Source organism: Pseudoglutamicibacter albus (assembly GCF_022346425.1).
In the GTDB taxonomy this organism is placed as follows: Bacteria; Actinomycetota; Actinomycetes; order Actinomycetales; family Micrococcaceae; genus Pseudoglutamicibacter; species Pseudoglutamicibacter albus.
The window spans coordinates 1-17570 of record NZ_JAKRCW010000004.1; the positions used below are offsets into that span (position 1 = coordinate 1).

General features: G+C 61.1%; 12 protein-coding genes and 1 tRNA gene. 3 read left to right on the forward strand and 10 right to left on the reverse strand.

The genetic code is table 11. From position 1 onward, the window contains the following. Positions 1-253: 253 nt before the first annotated feature. Positions 254-1666, reverse strand: a complete 1413-nt coding sequence (locus tag MHJ63_RS03525) for an NAD(P)H-quinone dehydrogenase (RefSeq protein WP_176744711.1) — start codon at positions 1664-1666, stop codon at positions 254-256. Positions 1667-1842: 176 nt separating this feature from the next. Here MHJ63_RS03525 and MHJ63_RS03530 point away from each other — a divergent pair, with 176 nt between their 5' ends. Then, positions 1843-2148 (forward strand): hypothetical protein, encoded by a 306-nt coding sequence (locus MHJ63_RS03530; RefSeq protein ID WP_070490669.1) that lies wholly within the window; start codon positions 1843-1845, stop codon positions 2146-2148. 140 nt (positions 2149-2288) lie between these two features. Here MHJ63_RS03530 and mfd read toward each other — a convergent pair whose 3' ends face one another. Further along, positions 2289-5885, reverse strand: a complete 3597-nt coding sequence (gene mfd / locus MHJ63_RS03535) for a transcription-repair coupling factor (RefSeq protein WP_239446181.1) — start codon at positions 5883-5885, stop codon at positions 2289-2291. A gap of 153 nt (positions 5886-6038) precedes the next feature. Here mfd and MHJ63_RS03540 point away from each other — a divergent pair, with 153 nt between their 5' ends. After that, complete coding sequence (locus tag MHJ63_RS03540; protein ID WP_052048548.1) at positions 6039-6530, forward strand: DUF2505 domain-containing protein; 492 nt, start codon at positions 6039-6041, stop codon at positions 6528-6530. A gap of 172 nt (positions 6531-6702) precedes the next feature. Then, positions 6703-8244 carry a Na+/H+ antiporter NhaA gene (nhaA, locus tag MHJ63_RS03545; RefSeq protein ID WP_239446182.1) on the forward strand — a complete coding sequence of 514 codons (1542 nt, stop codon included), beginning with the start codon at positions 6703-6705 and terminating at the stop codon, positions 8242-8244. Positions 8245-8493: 249 nt separating this feature from the next. Here nhaA and pth read toward each other — a convergent pair whose 3' ends face one another. The 8 genes from pth to MHJ63_RS03585 all read right to left on the reverse strand — a co-directional run bounded on the left by pth (position 8494) and on the right by MHJ63_RS03585 (position 17568). Further along, positions 8494-9045, reverse strand: coding sequence for an aminoacyl-tRNA hydrolase (gene pth / locus MHJ63_RS03550; protein ID WP_239446183.1), 552 nt, complete (start codon positions 9043-9045; stop codon positions 8494-8496). 184 nt (positions 9046-9229) lie between these two features. Further along, a complete protein-coding gene (locus MHJ63_RS03555) occupies positions 9230-11041 on the reverse strand; it encodes an alkaline phosphatase (protein WP_239446184.1) in 1812 nt (603 codons plus the stop codon). A gap of 290 nt (positions 11042-11331) precedes the next feature. Beyond that, positions 11332-11958, reverse strand: a complete 627-nt coding sequence (locus MHJ63_RS03560; protein ID WP_035756211.1) for a 50S ribosomal protein L25/general stress protein Ctc — start codon at positions 11956-11958, stop codon at positions 11332-11334. Between the two features lie 219 nt (positions 11959-12177). Then, entirely contained in the window at positions 12178-13158 is a 981-nt protein-coding gene (locus tag MHJ63_RS03565; protein WP_035756212.1) for a ribose-phosphate diphosphokinase, read from the reverse strand. Between the two features lie 62 nt (positions 13159-13220). Further along, the gene (glmU, locus tag MHJ63_RS03570) at positions 13221-14708 is read right to left on the reverse strand and encodes a bifunctional UDP-N-acetylglucosamine diphosphorylase/glucosamine-1-phosphate N-acetyltransferase GlmU (protein WP_239446185.1); all 1488 of its coding nucleotides are present in this window, start codon (positions 14706-14708) and stop codon (positions 13221-13223) included. A gap of 36 nt (positions 14709-14744) precedes the next feature. Next, positions 14745-14816 (reverse strand) — tRNA-Gln (locus MHJ63_RS03575). Positions 14817-14914: 98 nt separating this feature from the next. Further along, a complete protein-coding gene (locus tag MHJ63_RS03580; RefSeq protein WP_239446187.1) occupies positions 14915-15694 on the reverse strand; it encodes a gamma-glutamyl-gamma-aminobutyrate hydrolase family protein in 780 nt (259 codons plus the stop codon). 11 nt (positions 15695-15705) lie between these two features. Then, positions 15706-17568 carry an ABC-F family ATP-binding cassette domain-containing protein gene (locus tag MHJ63_RS03585; protein WP_239446188.1) on the reverse strand — a complete coding sequence of 621 codons (1863 nt, stop codon included), beginning with the start codon at positions 17566-17568 and terminating at the stop codon, positions 15706-15708. Between the last annotated feature and the right edge of the window lie 2 nt (positions 17569-17570).

A 17570-nucleotide genomic window follows, 5' to 3' on the forward strand; every position in this document is an offset into this window, starting at 1 on the left:
CACCTGCCGCACGGTCCCCCGCTCCCCCCCCGCGCAGTACCCCCGGCACGCCAACCCCGCCCCCCCCCCCCGCCTGGCCCCCCCCCCCCCCCCGCCCCCCCCCCCCCCCCCCCCGACCCCCCCCCCCCCCCCCCCCCCCCCCCCCCCCCACGCCCGTCTGTACCGAAGTTCTGAGATGCCGAGACTCTGTAAGTCCGTGGCTCTGTAACGAGCGTTTCGCTCGAGCCAGATGCTCGTCCGCTGGTTATAAGCGCTAGATGTGGTGGTGGAGGCGGCGTGCGGCCTCGGCGATCGAGCCAGACAGCGACGGGTAGATCGTCACGGTATCTGCCAGATCATCAACGTTGAGGTGTTTGCGCACCGCGGTCGCGATCGGATAGATCAGCTCGGAGGCACGCGGAGCCACAACAACCCCGCCCAGCACGGTACCGCTACCCTTACGGGCGAAAATCTTGATGAAGCCACGCTTGATGCCCATCATCTTCGCGCGCGGATTCGTCGCCAAGTCCAGCATGAACGAGTCCGCCGCGACAGCCCCCTGATCAACGAGCGCCTGCGTAATACCGACCGTTGCAATCTCTGGGGAGGTGAACACGTTGGAGGCGACCTCATCCACCTTCAACGGGGTCAGGGCATCGCCCATCATGTGAGCCACCGCGATACGCCCCTGCATCGCCGCTACCGAGGCGAGCGGGAACACACCCGTGCAGTCACCGGCAGCGTAAATGTGCGGGACAGTGGTGCGGGAGACCCCATCGACCGTGATGTGCCCAGACTCAGCAACAGCAACACCGGCCTCTTCAAGACCCATCTCGGCCGTGTTCGGGATCGCACCCACCGCAACCAAGCAGTGGGAACCTTCAACCGTGGTCCCGTCAGAGAGCGCAACCGTGACGCGGTCACCATCACGAACTACAGAATTAGCGCGGACCTCGGAACGGACCTCAACACCGTTCTCCTGGAACACGTCCTCAAGCAAACGTGCCGCGTCCTCATCCTCGCCGGGAAGAACACGGTCACGCGAAGACACCAGCGTCACGCGAGTGCCCAACAGGTTATAAGCGGACGCGAACTCGGCACCCGTAACACCTGAACCAATCACGATCAGGTGTTCGGGGTTCTCCTTCATCTCATAGACCTGCTTCCAGGTCATGATCCGCTCGCCATCAGGAACAGCGGTCGGCAATTCACGCGGATGCGCACCCACCGCAACAATCACATAGTCGGCATCGAAACGGGCCGTGGAGCCATCCTTAGACTCAACTTCCACGGTGTGCGTACCCACCAAACGGCCGCGGCCATCGACCACCTCAACGCCGGCTTTGACAAGACCAGAACGGATGTCGGCCGACTGCTCGGCAGCCAACGCCAGCAGACGTTCATTGATATAGCCGAGGTCGGCATCGACCTCATGTTCGTCCGTACCGCGGATCGTCAAATCGTTCGCAACGGAAACCCGGCGGATAGCGTCAGCGGAACCGATCAGGGTCTTCGAAGGCACAACGTCAGTCAGAACGGCCGAACCGCCCGTCCCCTGCTCTTCAATCAGGGTCACCTGTGCACCCAACTGTGCACCGACCATCGCCGCTTCATAACCGCCTGGGCCGCCACCAATAATGACAAGACGTGGAGAAGTAAAATCAACTTGAGCGCTCACAGCCTCCATTGTGTCATCTCCAGCACACAAGCGCTGGCTAACGCACAAGCCGACCGGCACGGCGTAAAGGCGCGCGCACCGCTCAAACTTGATACGATGGACACGAATGCGCGCGAGCGCTGTCATCATCGCTTTGGACTGAAACCATTGCATTGACCTAATGCTTTGCCCCTAGGAGGCCATCCGTGTACTCGGCCGATGGAAAGAACAAGAACCACTCAGGTGAAGGCCACGCAGTCAGCAACATCATCCTGTTCCTGGTGCTGTTCGGAATTCTCCTCGCAGGTATTTACGCACTCAGTTTCGCTGACCTGCATGACCCAGCTAAGGCCTGGTTCCCATTCATTGCCTGTGTAGTGGGCGGCACGCTCGCATTCGGCATCGGTAAACACGTGACCGGCCGCTCCAACAAGAACCCGGACGTCACCGCTAACGAAGCCGGTGCATTGGACTCTGTGGACGACGAGTACCGTAAAGCCGTCTCCAAGTAAGCACGACTTATAAGCAACACGGCCTATATACCTGAAGGTGGGGCGCATCCGCTACGGATGCGCCCCACCTTTCTGCTTGTAGCTTTTTCGGCTACCGGCCGCTCTCCTCGGCCGCTGAACGGCCTAGGACTCCCCACGGCCTAGGATTCCCCGAACACGGACGTCAGGAACGTCTCGACCCAGTCGAGTAGCTCTTGGTCGGCGAGCCGTTGCGCACCGATCCCTTTCCCCTTGGGGAACGGAACCAGGATCGCCTTCAACGCAGGCTTATGCATCGCCCCCGGATAGAGGCGCTTCATCCGCATCACACGCGATTCAGCGATGTTATCCGGAGCGAACCGGATGTAGTTACCTTGAGCCTGGATCTCGTTGATGTTCACCGAACGCGCCACAATACGCACCCGCGCAACCGAAACCAGCAGCTGCGCGGCCTCCGGGAGTTCACCGTAACGGTCCTGCAGCTCCTCAACCACCGCATCGACCGTTGCAGGCTCAGTTGCCTGCGCCAGCTTCCGGTACGCCTCCAAGCGCAAGCGTTCACTCGGAACGTAGGTTTCCGGGAAGTGAGCGTTCAACGGAAGCTCGATCTTCATTTCCTTGGCCGTAGCGTCCGTATCGCCCTTGAACGCGGCCACGGCCTCACCCACCAGGCGGATATACAAGTCAAAACCGACACCTTGGATGTGGCCGGACTGCTCGCCACCCAGAAGGTTGCCTGCGCCGCGCAACTCGAGGTCCTTCATCGCCAACTGGTGCCCCGAACCCAGCTCGTTATGGGCTGCAACCGCTTTGAGGCGCTCAAGCGCAACCTCACCCAAAGGACGCTCCGGATCCCACAAGAAATACGCGTACGCACGGTCACGGCCACGGCCCACACGCCCACGCAACTGATGCAGCTGGGACAGGCCATAGATGTTCGCGCGATCCACAATCAGAGTGTTCGCGTTCGCGATATCCAGGCCGGTTTCGATGATGGTCGTGGACACGAGCACGTCATAACGGCCCTCCCAGAAATCCACCATGATCTGCTCAAGCCGGCTCTCCGACATCCGGCCGTGCGCCACAGCGATCCGCGCTTCCGGGACCAGCTCGGCGAGCTGACCGGCAACCTTATCGATCGAGGACACCCGGTTATGCACATAGAAAACCTGGCCCTCACGCATCAGCTCACGCCGAATCGCTGCCACCACCTGCTTATCCGTGTACGGGCCCACATACGTCAAAACCGGGTGCCGCTCCTCCGGCGGGGTCGCCAGGGTCGAGGTCTCACGGATCCCGGACAGCGACATCTCCAGCGTGCGTGGAATCGGGGTTGCAGACATCGCCAAGACATCCACGTTGGTGCGCAGCTTCTTCAACTGCTCCTTATGTTCGACGCCGAAACGCTGTTCCTCGTCCACCACAATCAGGCCCAGATCCTTGAACTGAACCTGGTTCGAGAGCAACCGGTGCGTGCCGATCACCACATCGACCGTGCCATCGGCAAGCCCGGCAATCGTCTCTTTCGACTCCTTAGCGGTCTGGAAACGCGAGAGCGCCCGCACAGCAACCGGGAAGCCCGCGAAACGCTCGGTGAACGTCTCAAAATGCTGGCGGGCAAGCAGCGTGGTCGGAACCAGAACCGCAACCTGCTTGCCGTCCTGGATCGCCTTGAACGCGGCCCGCACAGCAACCTCGGTCTTACCGAAACCCACATCACCTGAGATCAGACGGTCCATCGGGACCTCGGACTCCATGTCTTTTTTGACCTCATCGATCGTGGTCAACTGATCCGGAGTCTCAACGTACGGAAACGCTGCCTCAAGTTCGGCCTGCCACGGAGTGTCCGGGGCGAACGCGTGCCCGCGGGAAGCCATCCGCGCCGAATACAGTTTCACCAGCTCACCGGCGATCTCCCGGACCGCGCGCCGCGCCTTCGACTTCGTCTGCGACCAGTCCGAACCACCCATCTTCGACAGCGTCGGCTGATCCCCACCCACATAACGGGTGATCTGATCCAGCTGATCCGTCGGGACAAACAACCGGTCCCCCGGCGCCCCGCGCTTAGACGGCGCGTACTCGATCACCAAATATTCACGCACCGCGCCTGCGGTCTTACGCTGCTGCATTTCCTTGAAGCGCCCGATGCCGTGCTGGTCGTGGACAACATAGTCGCCTTCTTCAAGGGTCAACGGGTCAACAGCGTGCCGCCGACGCGAGGCAAGCTTTTTCGTGGAGCGTGCCACTGCCGAGCTTGCCCGGCCCAGAACATCGGCTTCGGTGAGGAACGCGAGCTTGAGGCCATCGAGAACGAAACCGTTGCCGGCGAGCGCTTGGGTCACCTGAATCACCCCGGCCCGGGGTTCTTCATCGATCGATTCGACGCGGTTGACGGCGATATCGGCGTCAGCGAACAACTCAACCAGACGGTTGGCAGGCCCGGCGCCGTCGGTGACCACCACAACTGACCATTCGTCACGGATCCGGCCGCCCACGTATTGAAGCATCTGGGCGACATCCCCCCGCCACGCGGCAGGCTCGCGGGCCGGGATCCGAACTGTCAGCCCCTCCTGGACCAGCTCCTCATCTGCGCCGAGCGCAGTCATAGTCCACCACGCAAGCCCTGCGTCTAAGACCTCGGACCGGACTTGAGCGAGCGTCTGGAAACCGGCGGCCGCCGCATCGTGGGTTGATCCACCCGTGACCTGCGATATATCAACCGGTGCTTCGGCACCCATCGCGGCAGAAGACCACGAGGCTTCCAAGAACTCTGCGTTCGTGGCCAGCAGATCCGCCGCACGCCCAGAAACCCGCTCCGGATCGGCAACAATCACCACCGAGCCTGGCCCGAAGACTGAAGACAACGGAACCATCTTCTCGGCAAGCAAAGGCGCCAAAGACTCCATGCCCTCAACGCTGAGCCCGGCAGCGATCTTCTCAAGCATGTCCCGGGCACCCGGCATCGAATCCGCAAGCCCCCGGGCACGCTCACGCACCCCGGAATCCACCAACATTTCACGGCACGGAGGGCACTCAACCCGCTCCAGGGATGCGTCCTCTCCCATCATGGAACGCTGATCAGCAACCGAGAAATACGTGATCTCCTCGATCTCGTCACCAAAGAAATCCACACGCACCGGATGCTCTTGAGTTGGCGGGAACACGTCAATAATCCCGCCACGCACCGCGAACTCACCGCGGTTGGCCACCATATCCACGCGCGAATACGCGGCGGCCGCGAGCGCCTCAACCACCGCATCGAAATCCTGTTCAGCTCCGCGCACCAGCTCAACCGGCTCCAACGCGCCCAGCCCATCCACGATCGGCTGGATCAGCGAGCGCACCGGCATCACAACAACTTTGAGAGCTTCATCACGAACATGAAGCCGCCGCAAAACATTCAAACGGCGGCCCACCGTATCCGACTTCGGGGAAAGCCGCTCGTGCGGCAGCGTCTCCCACGCCGGGAACTCCTCAACCGCACCGTGAGGCATATAGCTACCCAACGCATCGACCAGGTCCCCCGCCGCACGGCCTGTGGCCGTCACCACGACCGTCACAGCGCGAGCCGCCCCTTCTGCGGCATCGGCTGGCTGCGGCAAAGCCTGGGCGATCTGCGCGACCAACGGCGGCCGCATGCCTTCAGGTGCCGCGATCTCTTTTTCGTCCCCAGCATCCGGTCCACGCTCGGCAGAAACCCGAATCCGCTCAAAGGCAGAATCCTTCGATAGCGCGGTGAGCAGACCGTTCAGGGACATGCAACGCCTTCCTCTTCCCTTGTCAAGTTCATGCGTCAAGAGACCAACCGGGTCCGTCACACGTCAGCGCGACAGGCCATACTATTAGATGCACACATCATCCTATCGGTGCCTACCGGCCCGAAATTAACAGCAGAAAGCGAGTGCATACCCATGGCTTTGTCCTCCTCCACAAACATCAACGCTTCGATCCCAGAGGTTATCGAGGCAACCGCGGCCCGCGAAGTAGCCGAATCCTTGGCAGCGCGCGCCCAGGGCGAGCTCGTTGATCACAGCGTCAGCGGTGACGCCGCATCCCCAACCGTGACCATGACCGTGTCCATCTCGGGCGAGCGCCTGCCAAGCTTCCTCTCGAGCATCATCAAGAACGGCTTGAAGGTCACCATCACCGAAGACTGGAAGTACACGTCCGGCGCTGATCAGGCTGAAGCTGAGCTCTCCGCACAGGTCGGTGGCGTCCCGGTTTCCTTCTCCGGCACCGAAACCCTCAAGGCCCAGGGCGATGCCACCGAGATGAGCTTCACCGGTGATGTCAAGAGCGGCATCCCACTGCTCGGCTCGAAGATCGCTAAGCACGCTGAACCAATGGTCGAGCGCATCCTCTCGGCCCGCGCCGAGGCCATCAGCGCACAGATCGCAAAATAAGCAGCTCTCGAAGTAAGTAGCTTCGACAAGCAGCCACCAGTTATTCGCGCCCGAGACCCTCGGGCGCGAATTATTTGGCCCGAAATATACGGGCACATAGCCGCGCGCCAGCACCTCAGCGGTAAATCTTCGTTAGGATATTGCTTTGGTGCGCCGGGAAGTCTGGTCGGCAATGGAAACACGTACGCAGGAGAGTTCCTTGAAGCAACCAGAAAACAACGATGCCGCAGCTGATCCGCTAGAGGCTACAGAGAACCTGGAAACAGGTAACGCCCAGGACGACAGCCAGGACATTGACGGCCAGCAGCACAACGACGAGGAGAATAAGCCTCGTTTGCTGTCTAAGCCGCGCGAAGACACGGTTGCTATCCAGCATCCCGAGGACGGCCACGTCTATCACGTCCCCTTCGATGACCTGACGCACTTCCAGACTCCCCCGGCTCGTGCCGGTCAATCCAAGTTCAGCCACCGGATCGGCAACATCCTCCGCTCGGATTCGATCGGCGGCATTTTGCTCATCATCGCCGCCATCGCGGCAGTCACGGTGGCTAACACCCCGCTACAGGACTGGTACTACGGTGTACGCGATTCCCATTTCGTGTTGCCGCTAGGTTTCACCACGATCGACATGTCGATCGGCCATTGGGCCTCCGATGGACTGCTCGCCGTGTTCTTCTTCGTGGTCGGTCTTGAACTGAAAACAGAGTTCGTCTCTGGCGGGCTACGTAACTTCAAGCACGCTATCCCGCCGATGGCTGCCGCCATCGGCGGGGTCGCGGTGCCCGCGCTCATCTACCTGCTGGTCAACATCGGCCAGCCCGCATCCACGGTGCACGGTTGGGCCATCCCGGCGGCAACCGACATCGCGTTCGCTGTCGCGGTGCTTGCCGTAGTCGGTGCGTGGCTTCCAACCCCGGCCAAGCTGTTCCTGCTCACGCTTGCGGTGGTTGATGACCTGATCGCGATCATCATTATCGCGGTCTTCTACTCCTCCGATATTTCGCTTGTGTGGCTCGGGCTCTCGCTCGTGCCGATCGCTATCTACGGCACGCTCGCGCAACTGTTCCCTAACTTCTTCCGCCGCCAGAACTGGGCCCCGTGGGTCATCCTGCTGGGCCTTGGGTTCCTCGCGTGGGTCTTCATGTTGAACTCCGGGATCCACGCGACCATCGCGGGTGTTCTGCTCGGCTTCACGGTGCCTGCCAAGATCAAGAAGGGGCATCGAGGCATCCCACTCACCGAGGTACTCGCCCACCGTGTTGGCCCGTTCTCGACCGGGATTGCGGTGCCGATCTTCGCGTTCTTCGCAGCGGGCGTGACTGTTGCGGGCATGGACGCGTTCAAGACCGCGATGGCTGACACCGTGGTGTGGGGCATCATCCTCGGCCTCGTGGTCGGTAAGCCTCTGGGCATCATGGGTGCCACATGGCTCATCACCCGCACTCCAGCCGCCGAACTGGATCCGAGGATCAAGTGGGGCGATCTGCTGGGGGTCACGATGGTTGCAGGCATCGGCTTCACGGTCGCTCTGCTCGTCGCTGAGCTCTCTTTCGGCACCGACTCCTTGCACGGTGAGGACGCGAAGATCGCGATCCTCCTGGCCTCCGTTCTGGCGGCCGTACTCGCGAGCATCTGGCTCGCCCCACGTAACCGCCGCTACAAGCTGCAGGCGCAGCAAGAGAAGGCTCAGGAACGCAGCCACGTCAAGTACTGACCACCCTCGGGCATGGACTGTTCCGCCACACATGCCAGTGCTTAAAGGTGAGGGGCTCCGGTTGATCATTCAACCGGAGCCCCTCTGTCATCACTCGCACCCTTGAGGTGTCTTCGACACTACAGACCGAGCCTCAATAAACCCTGGGATAGTCATGGAAAACCCCCAGTAATCTGGTGAACATCGCCTGATACTGGCTACCGTGAACCCCAGCGGAAGGCGGCCAGGCTCAGCCCGAGGTCGTCAGTCTCAGAAGGTATTGATCAGTTTCTCTACCTCGTCCGCAGCGTCTGAGAGGGTTATCGGCAACGTTTTTCGCTCTTGTGCGGAGAAATCGGAGAGCACATAGTCGGCGACCTGTTGCCTACCTGGGGGCCGCCCCACACCTACACGGATGCGCCAATACTCCCGAGTCCCCAACGCCTTGGTGATGTCGCGTAAGCCGTTGTGCCCGGCTTCCGAGCCGCCGAGCCGCGGCTGTGTCGTGTCAAAGCCCAGTTCGATCTCGTCGTGGATCGCGATCACGTTGGTTGCCGGTATCCCGAAGTATTTCGAGACGCTGGAGACGGCGCCGCCTACACGGTTCATGAGTGTTGTGGGCTTGATGAGCGCAACCCGCGGCCCTCCTATGCCCAGCCGCCCTTCAAGCAGCATGCACCGTTGCGCGGAGGCCGCTTTGAACGTGCCGCCGATGCGGCCGGCGAGTTCATCGGCAACCATGAAGCCGATGTTGTGTCGATTTTTCGCATACCGGGCGCCTGTATTACCCAGGCCAGCGATGAGGAACATGTCAGAAGCCATGCTTCAAGGGTATCTACGCGAGCCTGCAACGACTGCACCGGCTTGAAACTGCAGTGCCAGCTTGAAACGACTGCGCCAGCCTAAAACATCGGTACCGCCGTGGGCGTCCACGGCGGTACCGATGGGGTTCTGAGAACGCGCGGGATCGTGTGTCCCGGCGCTTTCAGAAGGTTCTTGGGTCTAGTTACTTGGTGGCGTCAGCGCGGCGTGCACGCTTGACTACCAGCAGCGTCACGCCACCGACTACCAGCAGGGTCGCGACGCCTGCGCCCCACATGAGTTCGGCGTTGACACCGGTGTTGGCTAGATCGCCGCCGGTCGATGGACCCTGCGCATCGTTCTGGTTACCATCTTTGGAGCCTGCGCCGTCCTCGCCTTCAGGCTGGGAAGGAGCGTCTGATGGCGCATCAGATGCATCTGTGGACGGTGCCTCGGTTGGGGCCTCGCTCGAATCATCCGAAGGCTGCTCGGATGGCTGTTCCTCGCTCGGTGCATCCGAAGGCTGTTCAGATGGAGCCTCGGTTGGTTCCTCGCTCGGGGTCTCCGTTGGCGCGTCGGTCGGTTCCTCAGTTGGTTCCTCAGTCGGCTCTTCAGTTGGAGCCGCGGTCGGTTCCTCGGTTGGTGGAACGTCCTTAGCTACCCATGCGGTGTTCAACAGCCACTTAGCTACATCGGTGTTGTCCATGTAGGAGCCGCGGACCGTGTCAGTCTTGGCTGCCAGTGCCTTCACGTCGGCAGCGTTTGCACCCTTGAAGAAGAATGGCGCGAGCTGGTTGGTGTGTTCACCGCTGTTCCAGGACTGCTCTGCAGCCTTGTTGGTGCCCTGCGGGAGCATCGGCGCGAACTTGCCTTCTGGCTTACCCGAGAGGTAACCGGTCTCGTGGTCTGCGGTGACGATGACGAGGGTTTCATCCCAGCTGGAGTTGGTTTCAACCCAGTCGATGACGCCGTCGACGGCCTTGTCGAAGTCCTGGACCTCTTCGATGTCGCGGTCGGTCTGGTTGGCGTGGCCTGCCCAGTCGATTGCGCCGCCTTCAACCATCAGGAAGAAGCCGTTGTCATTGTTGTCGAGGACGTTGAGCGCACCGTCAGTCATGGTGCGCAGGTCGATAACGTCGTTCTTTGCCTTGCCTTCGGCGCGGCCCTGCTGCAGGGTGCTACCTACCTCAGCGATACCGAATACGCGCTCCGGGGTCTCGCCCTTGGTGAGGTTGGAGAAGTCCTGGTTGTTGCTCACGAACGTGAAGTCGCTGTCGCCGGACTCGAGCTTCTTGTAGGCCTCTGCGCCGATGTACTTGTAGTTCGGCGCGGCGAGCTTCTTGTTGTCATCGTCGAAGAAAGGGTGGCCTGCACCCATCACGACGTCCATGTCGCCGTTGACCTGCTCTTCAGCGATGCCGTGGTAGTCCTGGCGGGTCTGGTTGTGGGCGGAGTAGGCGGCTGGGGTTGCGTGCGAGAACGGAACGCTGGAAACGACGCCTGCGGACTTACCGAGGGCCTTGGCGCGTTCGCTGAGGTTCTCTACGACCTTCTTGTTTGGGTCAACACCGATGCCGGCGTTGTAGGTCTTCACGCCGGTAGCCATGGCGGTGCCGGCTGCTGCGGAGTCGGTTGGGTTGTCTTTGACCCAGTCGAATTTGGTCCAGGCTTTCGAGGTGTCATAGGCCGGGCCATCGACCCAGTGGGTGGACATTCCGGTGTGTTCCCAGGCCTGCCAGCCTTCGGTTGGCTTGGTGTTGCCGCCGTATGGCATGACCTTGTGGTCTGGGCCGGTTTCTACCTGCCAGTGCACCTGGTTCTTGGTGTAGGCGTTGAGGTTGTCGATGTGGTTGTAGCCCATGCCGTCACCGATCAGTACGATGACGTTCTTTGGCCCGTCCGTAGCTAGGGCTTCTTTAGCCGTTGCTGTCGCGTGAGCTGGCATTGCGGTGAAGAACGATGCGAATGCAAGACCCGCTGTTGCGGTTGCAATCGCGGTGGTGCGAGGTGCTTTCACTGTGTCAATCCGTTCATTTGGCGTGATGGTGACCAACGCCAATGAGCCTAGGAAGCGAGGTAAACCTTCAATGCCTCTTTGGCCGTCCCTTCACCGACGGAATGGTTAACAAACAGTAAAGAATCCTGTGATTCACTGTGAACGAGCAATGAAAGAATGATCACTCAACATAGCTCGCCAATACAGACTTCTATATAAAGCTCCCTCTTCGGTTGGACTGATCTTTAAATGGCGGAAGGCCGCCACACATGTGGCGGCCTTCCTGAGAGTTCGGGCAGTCCCAGTGAGGCTTACTCGCTGTCTTCCTCGGACTTCTCTTCCGCTGGAGCCTCGGCAGCTTCTTCGCCTTCTTCTGCTTCCTCGTCCTCTGGAAGCTCAACTTCCTGTGGCTCAGCGATCGTCGCGATGACAGTGTCTTCTTCGATCTCGAGCTCAACGCCTTCAGGCAGTTCAATCTCGGATGCGAGGACGGAGCCTTCTTCGCGGCCATCGATGTTGACAACCAGGGTGTCTGGAATGTTGAGTGCCTCTGCCAGGACGGTGACTTCCTGGATGTCGAGGGTTGCTGCCAGACCTGGGGCGACCTCGCCCTGGTAGTCGAGGAAGACATCGACGGAGACCTTCTCGCCGCGCTTGACGATCAGCAGGTCGAGGTGATCAACGGTCTGGCGCAGTGGGTGGCGCTGGATGTCCTTCACCATGACGAGGCGCTCATCGCCTGCGACCTTGAGGGACAGAATAGCGTTCGGCTGGCGGACAGCCAGGGTGGTCTGGTGCGATGGGAGCAGCAGGTGCTCTGGCTCGGAGCCGTGGCCGTAAACAACAGCTGGGATCTGGCCGTCGCGGCGTGCGCGCCGTGCCGAACCCTTACCGAAGTCTTCGCGGACCTCTACGTCAAGGGATTCGAATTTCTGCATGAGAGCTCTTCTCCTATTGGTCGATGACGCCACACCGTGAATATCTCCGCGTGTGCGGTGGTGTTGGCTGGCCTTCGCCCCGGGGGCTCGTCGTGGCTTCTAAGCTCACCTTCGGCCTGCACCTTGTGCTAGCCGGTAAATCCAGAAGGCCTCGTCGATCACGGGAACCGTAGTTCCCCTCGCCTGGGCAACTCCCCTAGTTTAGCAGAGCTCGCATGGTTAGGCGCGGCCGTCGAACAGGCTCGTGACGGAGCCGTCTTCGAAGACTTCCTTGATCGCGCGCGCCAGCAGTGGGGCGATCGAGAGCACCGTGAGGTTGTGGAAACGCTTCGAAGCTGGAACAGGCAACGTGTTGGTCACAACGATTTCGCGCGCACCGGATTCGCTCAAACGCTGCGCTGCCGGATCTGAGAAGACCGGGTGCGTTGCCGCGATGATGACGTCTTTAGCACCAGCGTTCTTCAGTACCGAAACCGCGCCGGAGATGGTGCCGCCGGTGTCGATCATGTCGTCGATCAGGATGCAGACGCGATCCTTAACCTCGCCGACCACGGTCTTTGATTCGGCCTTGTTCGGCACGGTGAGGTCACGGGTCTTGTGCACGAATGCCAGCGGCGCGTGGCCGAGGCGTTCAGCCCACATTTCAGCCACACGCACACGGCCGGTGTCCGGGGAGACGATCGTGAGCGGTTCGTTACCTACACGGGTGCGGATGTAGTCAGCGAGCAACGGGATCGCCATGAGGTGATCGACCGGGCCATCGAAGAAACCCTGGATCTGCGAGGTGTGCAGGTCCACGGACATGATACGGTCAGCGCCAGCGGTCTTATAAAGGTCAGCGACCAGGCGCGCGGTGATCGGCTCGCGGCCGCGGCCCTTCTTGTCCTGGCGAGCGTACGGGTAGAACGGCGAGACCACGGTGATGCGGCGGGCTGAGGCGCGCTTGAGCGCATCGATCATGATCAGCTGCTCCATGAGCCAGTTGTTCATCGGGAACGGATGGGACTGGATGACGAAGCATTCTTTACCGCGGACGGAATCCCCGGGGCGGACGTAGATCTCACCGTTAGCGAAGTCATATGCGGAAACTGGGGCGAGCTCGGTTTTGAGCTCGTCGGCGATCTGTTGTGCCAGCTCTGGGTGGGCTCGGCCGGAAGCCAAGACCAGTTTTTTGTCTACGTTGTAGCTCAGTTCAGACATTGCGAGCTGTCCGTTCTCCTCGAGGATGGGGTGTTAGTTGGAGCTTCTATGACTGTACCGAATCAGGGGCGTGTTTCATCCGAACCGGTACGGGCTGTATCCGATTCGGTGGAGTTCTTTGCTTCAGTCAGGGCCGCGGCGACGGCGGCGGGGGTTCCTGCTCGTTTAGCTTCAACCCAGCCTTCTTTATTGACCTGCGGGGCATCAGAGATCACAAGTGCGCCAGCAGGGACGTCTTTGCGGACTACCGCGCCAGCGCCGGTGTATGCGCCGTCACCGATCTCGACGGGGGCGATGAACACGGTGGATGCGCCCGTGCGAACGTGCGAGCCGATCACGGTCTTGTGCTTGTTCACGCCGTCGTAGTTGGAGGTGATGTTTCCGCAACCGATGTTGCTGTCTTCCCCGATCACCGCATCACCTGAGTAGCCGAGGTGGGAGAGCTTGGTGCGATCCCCAATCTGGACGTTCTTAGTTTCGTAGAACGCGCCGATCTTGCCGTCTTCACCGAGCACGGTGTCTTTGCGGAGGTGGCTGAACGGGCCAACGGTCGATCCGGAGCCGATGCGGGATTCGGTTGCGTCGGTTCGTTTCACGGTCGCGTTCTGGCCCACGTGGGTGTCACGTAAGGTTGTGTCTGGCCCGATCACGGAGCCTTGGCCGACCGAGGTGCGGCCAACGAGCTGCACGTTCGGTAGCAGGGTCACGTCTTGGGACAAGGCGACATCGACGTCGATCCATGTGGTTTCAGGGTCTTGGATGGTGACCCCTTCGCGCATCCACTTTTCGGTGATGCGGCGGTTCAGTTCACGCCCCAGCGCGGAAAGCTGCACGCGATCGTTGGCGCCTTCTACCTGCCACTGATCGGTGGTCACTGCCGTTGAGATGCGGTGCGCGTCTTCACGCATGATGCCGAGCACATCGGTCAGATACATTTCGCCTTGGGCGTTGTCGGTCGAAACCCGGGCCAGAGCCGAACGCAGCTCGTTCGCGGAGAACGCGTAGATACCGGAGTTGACTTCGTTGATCAGACGCTGCTCTTCGGTGGCGTCTTTGTGCTCAACGATCCCGGTGACGTCGCCGTTTTCATCGCGCAGGATGCGGCCGTAGCCGGTCGGGTCTTCAACCGCGGCGGTCAGAACGGTTGCCGCGTTGCCCTCGGATTCGTGGCGCTCCACGAGTTCAGTGAGCAACTGCGGGGAAAGCAACGGGACGTCGCCGTAGGTCACCAAGACGGTGCCTTCAGCGAGGTCGTTCATCGCTTCAAGGCCAACTTGGACTGCGCGGCCGGTGCCTGGGATCTCGTCCTGGTCGACGATGCTCACGTCAGGCGCATGCTCGAGCACGTGGGTTGCAACGCGGTCACGCTGGTGACGCACAACCACGACGAGGCGATCGGGCTCCAGCGCATGCGCGGTATCGAGCGCGTGGCCGACCATCGAACGGCCGCCGAGTGTGTGGAGGATTTTCGGCTTAGAGGATTTCATACGTGTTCCAGCACCTGCGGCTAGAACGATCACTGCTGCCGGATGGACGTTTTCGCTGGACACCTGGCTGTTTTTCCTTCCACTGCCCTGCCACTATCGCTCCGCCACTAGGATTCGAACCTAGACCACACAGCTCCAAAGGCTGGCGTGCTGCCGTTACACCATGGCGGATCAGCCTGGTACAGGCTGAACTGTTCAGGCCGTTGTCCATTGTGCCACGTTAGGCCTTGTTTTCTTAACCGTATGTCTTATGAGCGTCTATCTGTACGTCAATGAATCCGGCGCAGAAGCCACGTCATGAGCGCATCGAGGTGAGTTTTATCACCGTTGAGGTCTTCGGGATGCCACTGCACAGCCAGCATCCTGGAGTGTTGCCGGTGTTCGACGGCTTCCACGAGGCCGTCCGGGGCGGTCGCGACGGGCACGAGGTCTGCGGCGAGCGCATCGACGGCTTGGTGATGCGCAGAACGCACCGTGATTTCGGCTGAACCGTAGATGCGTTCGAGCGTGCTGCCGGCGGTGAGGCTCACGCTGTGATCAGCCCAGCCGTCGCCATCTGGTGGTGACTTATGGATCGTAGGGTTGCCGATCTCCGGGATGAGCGTGCCGCCAAGCGCAACGTTGATGATCTGCAGGCCGCGGCAGATCCCTAAGAGCGGCTTATTGGCGGCCAGGGTTTCATGCACGAGTTCTATCTCGAACGCATCGGCGCTCGCGCTTACACCTGCAAGATCTACCTCGGGCCACCGTTCACGCTCCAACCCATAGAAGCCTGGATGCACATCAGCACCACCCAGGATAATGACCGCGTCCGCGCCCGCGACAACCTCGCTGGCGCTGCGTCCCGGTTTGAGAGCATCCACGAACCACGGTTGCACGTGCCCGCCGACCTCAATGAGTGAACGCCCCGTATGGGCTGCGAGCCCGTGAAGCTCATCGGAATAGCTGACAGGGACGTTCGCGGCATCCATGACGTAGCTCATCGCGATGCGCACCGGCCGATACTCAGAGACCGGCCGATGCTCAGTGACTTCCGTTTGTTCTGGCATCAACCTGCCCCCTACCCGATTTTCTCGGAGGCCTCGAGCCACGCCATCTCCAGCTCGTCCCTCTGCTCCCGCACCGCGTCCGCTTCCTGGGTGAGTTGGGTGACCGCCTCGAAATCCCCGGCCTCGGTCGCTTGGATGAGTTTCTCTTCTGCCTCGGCGAGCGCCTTCTCGACGCGTCCGAGTTGGCGTTCGTAGCGTTGCATGTCTTTGCGCGCTTCGCGCTGTTCGGCTGCCGAATACGCTGGCTTGTTTGGCTTGTGCGCGGGGGCTTCAGCTGCGCCCCCAGCGTCCGATGCGGCGGCGGGTTCTCCGTGCTGGCCTGTCCCGCTGTGGCTTATCCTGCTGTTGTCGGTGCCGGCGTGCGCTGCGTGTTCGCGTAGCTGCAGGTACTGCTCAACGCCGCCGGGCAGATCGCGGAGTTTGCCGTCTCCGAGCAGTGCGAGCTGGTGGTCGGTGACGCGTTCGAGCAGGTAGCGGTCGTGGGAGACAACGATCAGGGTTCCGGCCCACGTGTCGAGGAGGTCTTCGATCGCGGCGAGGGTGTCGGTGTCGAGGTCGTTGGTCGGCTCATCGAGCATCAGCACGTTGGGTTCACCCACCATGAGGCGTAAGAGTTGCAGGCGGCGTTTCTCGCCACCGGAGAGGTCCTTGACCGGGGTGTATTGCTTGTGCGCGTTGAACCCGACCTGCTCGAGTAGCTGACCGGCGGACACTTCGCGGCCTCCGGCGACAAACTGGCTGCCTTCTGCCTTGATGACGTCCACGACGCGCGTGTTCGCGAGCTCATCAAGCTCTTTGACTTCTTGGGAGAGGATCACTGAAACCACGGTCTTGCCGCGCTTGACGCGCCCGGCGCTCGGTTCGAGTTGTCCGTCCAGTAGTCGCATGAGCGTGGATTTTCCTGCACCGTTGACGCCCACAAGTCCCACGCGTTCCCCTGGTGCCAGCCGCCACGTGATGTCATCGAAGAGTGCGCGGCCGTTGGGCAGCGTATAGGTGAGGTCTTCGGCGTCGATGACGTCTTTGCCTTGCCGGACCATCGCCATTTTCTTCAGCTCGAGGCTTTCGCGTGGTGCGGGAACCTCTTCGATGATCGCGTTGGCTGCTTGGATGCGGAACTTGGGTTTCGAGGTGCGTGCCGGTGCGCCGCGGCGCAGCCACGCAAGCTCCTTTTTGACAAGTTGCTGTCGTTTGCTTTCCTTGACCGCAGCGGCGCGGTCGCGTTCGGCCCGAGCCAGAACATAGGCCGCATACCCGCCATCAAAAGCATCCACCATCGCATCGTGAACCTCCCACGTCATGGTGCATACGGCATCCAGGAACCAGCGGTCGTGAGTCACCACCAGGAACGCGTTCTCGTTGGCGCGCCACCGCTGGTTCAAGTGCTCAGCCAGCCATGCGACCGACTCAACGTCGAGGTGGTTGGTGGGCTCATCGAGCATGATGACGTCCCAGTCAGCAACCAGCAGCTTGGCAAGCGCGGTACGGCGGCGTTGCCCGCCGGAGAGCTCCCCGACTTTCTTGTTCAGATCGATGCCTTCGGTCAACCCGCTCATGATGTCACGGATGCGAGCATCGGCGGCCCATTCGTGTTCCGGAACATCGCCCACAATCGCCTCAAGCACGCTCAGTTCGGGGTCTAAAACGTCGGCTTGATCGAGGTAACCGACCCGCAGATCACGCCGATGCGTCACCCGCCCGGTATCTGGTTCGATCCGTTGCGCCAGAAGCTTCATGAGTGTGGACTTGCCGTCGCCGTTACGGCCCACAATCCCGATGCGGTCGCCCTCGTCGATGCCGAGCGTCACGTTATCGAGCACGGTGCGGGTACCAAACGTGATGGAGTTCGATTCAGCACCTAAGAGGTGGGACATCT

Bases quoted from the DNA above. Each gene is read 5' to 3' on its own strand.
- MHJ63_RS03585 (WP_239446188.1), bottom strand. From the start codon at position 17,568: ATGTCCCACCTCTTAGGTGCTGAATCGAACTCCATCACGTTTGGTACC.
- nhaA (WP_239446182.1), top strand. From the start codon at position 6,703: ATGGAAACACGTACGCAGGAGAGTTCCTTGAAGCAACCAGAAAACAAC.
- MHJ63_RS03580 (WP_239446187.1), bottom strand. From the start codon at position 15,694: ATGCCAGAACAAACGGAAGTCACTGAGCATCGGCCGGTCTCTGAGTAT.
- MHJ63_RS03565 (WP_035756212.1), bottom strand. From the start codon at position 13,158: ATGTCTGAACTGAGCTACAACGTAGACAAAAAACTGGTCTTGGCTTCC.
- MHJ63_RS03540 (WP_052048548.1), top strand. From the start codon at position 6,039: ATGGCTTTGTCCTCCTCCACAAACATCAACGCTTCGATCCCAGAGGTT.
- MHJ63_RS03525 (WP_176744711.1), bottom strand. From the start codon at position 1,666: ATGGAGGCTGTGAGCGCTCAAGTTGATTTTACTTCTCCACGTCTTGTC.
- mfd (WP_239446181.1), bottom strand. From the start codon at position 5,885: ATGTCCCTGAACGGTCTGCTCACCGCGCTATCGAAGGATTCTGCCTTT.
- MHJ63_RS03560 (WP_035756211.1), bottom strand. From the start codon at position 11,958: ATGCAGAAATTCGAATCCCTTGACGTAGAGGTCCGCGAAGACTTCGGT.
- pth (WP_239446183.1), bottom strand. From the start codon at position 9,045: ATGGCTTCTGACATGTTCCTCATCGCTGGCCTGGGTAATACAGGCGCC.